The sequence below is a fragment of the Palleronia sp. genome, from assembly GCF_042089775.1.
Lineage (GTDB): Bacteria > Pseudomonadota > Alphaproteobacteria > Rhodobacterales > Rhodobacteraceae > Palleronia.
The window spans coordinates 1-3749 of sequence record NZ_JBELKF010000181.1; the positions used below are offsets into that span (position 1 = coordinate 1).

The window sequence follows — 3749 nt, forward strand, 5'->3', positions numbered from 1 at the left end:
TCCGGCGAAGGGGCCCGCTCCGCGCCCCTTTCGAAACCCCCGGGCGAGAGGCGCTTCGCCCTCTCGACACCCGATCAAGTGCTGTATTCTCCGGCTGATCTTACAACCGTTCGCCTTGGTTCTTCTTGAGCACTTTGCCTTCAATGGTTTTTTTCGTCTTCGATCTCTTCAGTCCTAGCCACAGCCATTCGGAGAATGGGGTAAATCCTGTTTTGCAGTGTTGAAGTGTCGAGTGTCGAAGTGTCGCCACTTCAACACTGTTACTGTCAGCCTTCACGACAACATGCCGGAGCGAAAACAGGCCTTCACGACAACACGCCGGAGGGTTCACGACAACACGCCGGAGGGTTCACGACAACACGCCGGAGCGCATCTACAACTTATATTGACAACATCCTGTTGTCGTATAACAGTTGTCGAATGAACAAGAGCCTGACAGTTCCCTCTTCTCTCATATCAGTTCGTGCGGATGGTCCCCTGACACCCGCGATGACCGCGCTAATCTGGCGCATTGCTAATGCCTTGGACGAGAAGAGGATCAATCCTGCTAAAGGTGATGCCGTTTGGCTGAGCTTGCCCACGGCAAGTCTTCGAGGAGCTGGAGCGAGAGATGACAACGTTTGGCTTCGCCAGCTTCTCCGGCGGCTGCGAAAGATTGAGCTCGAGGGTGTAGAGAAGGATTCCGAATGGGCCGCTCAACTGGTCGCGCAAGAAGTCTGGGAAGATGGTGGGCGGATCGTACGCCTTCTTCTTCCTCCTGCTGCGGTGGCCGCACTGAATGCTCCTAAGACTTTCGCTAAAATTGAAGAGCAAGCTCTCGTTCAGCTCCCTCCCCATGCGAGGAAACTATACGCCCTATTGGCGGACAAGAAGCGATTGAGACGGCCTTCTTGGCGCTTTGACTTAGGCGACCTAAAAATGTCCCTAGGTGTCGACGGCAAACGAAGTTACGACCGCTTCAATTCCTTCCGGCAGCGGGTTCTCGATCCTGCTGTAATGGCCATTAACGATCTTGGAACGGTTGAGGTTGCTGCAACGCCTGATCGAGAGGGGCGAAGTGTAGTAGCGGTCCGGTTCGATTGGCGCTGGAAAGGGCTTGGCAGTGCTGCGGAAACCGTTGTTGAGAACGAGCGTCACAGCACCGCCAGAAGGAAGCGACAGACAAACGGATATGCTCCACCAATGATTGATGACAAATGCGGTGAAGCGGCGCTGGACTGGTGGTCCGGCCTTACGCCCGACGAGCGCACGGAATGGTCCAGAGAGATTGGCACAACAATGACGTTAGAAATGCCTGGTGGAAGGGTCCAGACGACACCGCGCCGAGAAAGCGATATTGCGCGGGCCGCGCACAAGAAAATTTTTGGAGCAGGACAATGAATCAGCAGCTACCCCTATTTGCGAGCGAATCCCCCAAAAACATAATCGAAGAGTTGGGAGACTACTCCGCTTTTGGGGAAGCGACCCAGCTAGAAACCATTGACGGCACTCCATACTTTATCAATGAGTTTTGGACCGCTCGCCAGCGCCAAGCGCATCGGATACATGAGGTGAGCTATCGGGCTTGCTTTAAGCCGCAGCTACCTGCCTTTTTCATCGAACGCCTGAGCAAACCAGGCGAGATCGTCTATGACCCTTTTATGGGGCGAGGGACGACACCTGTTGAGGCTGCCCTACGAGGCCGCATTCCCTATGGGAATGATACTAACCCTCTAAGCAGAGCTTTCACTGAGCCAAGGATTAATCCACCGACTTTGGCTCAAGTTCGGGCAAGGCTAATGGAGATCCCTTGGGAGAGCTTCGAGAGTGTTGAGAATGAAGATCTGCTGACTTTCTACCATCCCACTGTCTTGGCGCACATCGAGGGCCTGCGGAAGTGGCTTATTAAACAGGAAGAGGCAGGCCAACTTGACCAAGTTAATCGATGGATCAGAATGGTCGCTATCAATCGCCTAACGGGTCATTCCTCAGGTTTTTTCTCAGTCTATACCCTACCTCCGAACCAAGCCGTATCGGTCGAGCGACAGCGTAAAATCAATGAAAAGCGCGAGCAGGTTCCTCCTCTCCGGAATGTTGCAGGAATCATCGAGAAGAAGTCGCGAAGTCTCCTGTCCCAAGGTTCGGTCGAAGCGAAAGACAGCCTATTTGTGACTGGCCAGTCCCATGACACCCCCGCCATCCCTGACGGGTCGGTATCCCTCACCATTACTTCTCCACCCTTTCTCGATATCGTGAACTATGAGGCTGACAACTGGTTGCGATGCTGGTTTCTGGGTGTAGACCCAAAGACGGTGCAGATCACTAAGCATCGCAGCGTAGAGGGATGGCAAGCATTCGTCGCATCCACGCTGAAGGAGCTAGCCCGTGTCACCCGTCCAGGAGGTCACATCGCTTTCGAGGTGGGAGAGGTCCGCAACGGAACCGTACGCCTCGAAGAGCATGTGATTGCCGCTGCCGAAGGCTTACCTCTGACCACGCTTGGCGTGATGATCAACCAGCAAGACTTTACCAAAACATCCAACTGCTGGGGCGTCTCTAACAACGCGAGCGGAACTAACAGCAACCGCATTGTTCTCTTGCAGCGGAGCTGATCGTGTGCCTTTTTCCCTAAAACAGGGAGAAGTCATTGCGATACATAGACATACCAGTCACCCAAGAGATGCTTGATGCTGCCCGAGATAACATCGAAGCAGTAAGGGTAAACCGTACAGTTGCGTCGCCTATCGACACGCTGACCGGACTTATTGGAGAGTTTGCGTTCGGACAGTGGTTTCTTGGCGACTGGAGGAAACACGACGTCCTCAACACAAAAGGCAAAGCAGATTTTTACGATCGCATCGAAATTAAAACAAGTGCATTCCCCTTTCGGGATACTTTGAACCTTTTAGTACGCGAAGATTATGCCGCGAAGCGGCAGCCAGAATGCTACGTGCAAGTAATAATCAACACGCCAGACAGAAACGCTCGAAATATTAAACCCGGATGGATATGCAGGATATCTGGATGGGCAAGATCAGAAGATGTTGATGCTGCGCCTTTGCGTGATTTCGGCGCAAAGGGCGGAGGTCGTGGCGGCTATCGCTGCAGATACATTGCCATACGCGACTTAAGACCCATGGATCACTTTCCTATTCAAATAACCGGAAAAGAATAATGACTACGGAACGAGAAAAGCAGTTAGAAGAGGCACTTGCGCAGTTTCTAAAGCCGGTGAAAGGCATCCCCTTCGAGGTTGTTATTCAGTCTCTGTGCGGGGCTAAGGTGGATAAATTCGATCCCGACTCCGGTGGCAATCGCGCGACTTTGGATAACATTGTAGAAGCGATGCGGGAAACATGTCGAGCGGTTCAAGCTACCCCAATCGAACGGCCCCGTCCGAATGAGGTAGGTAACGATATAGAGCCTTTTGTTATTAGAGCACTCAAAGCCAAAGGAATGAATGCCGCCCCTCCCAAAGCCAAATCGGGAAAAGGCAAGACAACAGGGTATCCGGATGTAAAAATAGAAACTGGCGATGCGCCGATATACCTTGAGGTAAAAACTTACGCAGCTGCCAATCACGCCACAACACAGCGATCTTTCTATTTATCCCCCTCCGAAGATCACAAGGTGGGAGAAGATGGCTACCATCTCCTTGTCGGATTTGAAGTCGAAAGAAATGGAAATAAATTCACTCCTGTAGCCTTCCAGTTGGTCGACCTTTATGGGCTCAACTGCGACATGAAGGCAGAATTCAATTCAGACAACCG

The 3749-nt window shown here is 52.3% G+C and carries 4 protein-coding genes; all 4 read left to right on the forward strand.

The window, feature by feature from the left end; all coding sequences use genetic code 11:
- Positions 1-489: 489 nt before the first annotated feature.
- Positions 490-1380: a hypothetical protein gene (locus tag ACFDS3_RS19530; protein WP_375264008.1), complete on the forward strand. Its 891-nt coding sequence runs from the start codon at positions 490-492 to the stop codon at positions 1378-1380.
- On the forward strand, positions 1377-2591 hold the full coding sequence (locus tag ACFDS3_RS19535) for a DNA methyltransferase (protein WP_375264009.1): 1215 nt from the start codon (positions 1377-1379) through the stop codon (positions 2589-2591). The genes ACFDS3_RS19530 and ACFDS3_RS19535 overlap by 4 nt, the downstream gene beginning before the upstream one ends.
- 35 nt (positions 2592-2626) lie before the next feature.
- Positions 2627-3154, forward strand: a complete 528-nt coding sequence (locus ACFDS3_RS19540) for a hypothetical protein (RefSeq protein WP_375264010.1) — start codon at positions 2627-2629, stop codon at positions 3152-3154.
- Positions 3154-3749: hypothetical protein (locus ACFDS3_RS19545; RefSeq protein WP_375264011.1), on the forward strand; the 596-nt coding region annotated here is incomplete at its 3' end. The genes ACFDS3_RS19540 and ACFDS3_RS19545, both read left to right, overlap by 1 nt.

Coding starts and splice junctions, on each gene's coding strand:
- ACFDS3_RS19530 (WP_375264008.1), top strand. CDS start 490: ATGACCGCGCTAATCTGGCGCATTGCTAATGCCTTGGACGAGAAGAGG.
- ACFDS3_RS19535 (WP_375264009.1), top strand. CDS start 1,377: ATGAATCAGCAGCTACCCCTATTTGCGAGCGAATCCCCCAAAAACATA.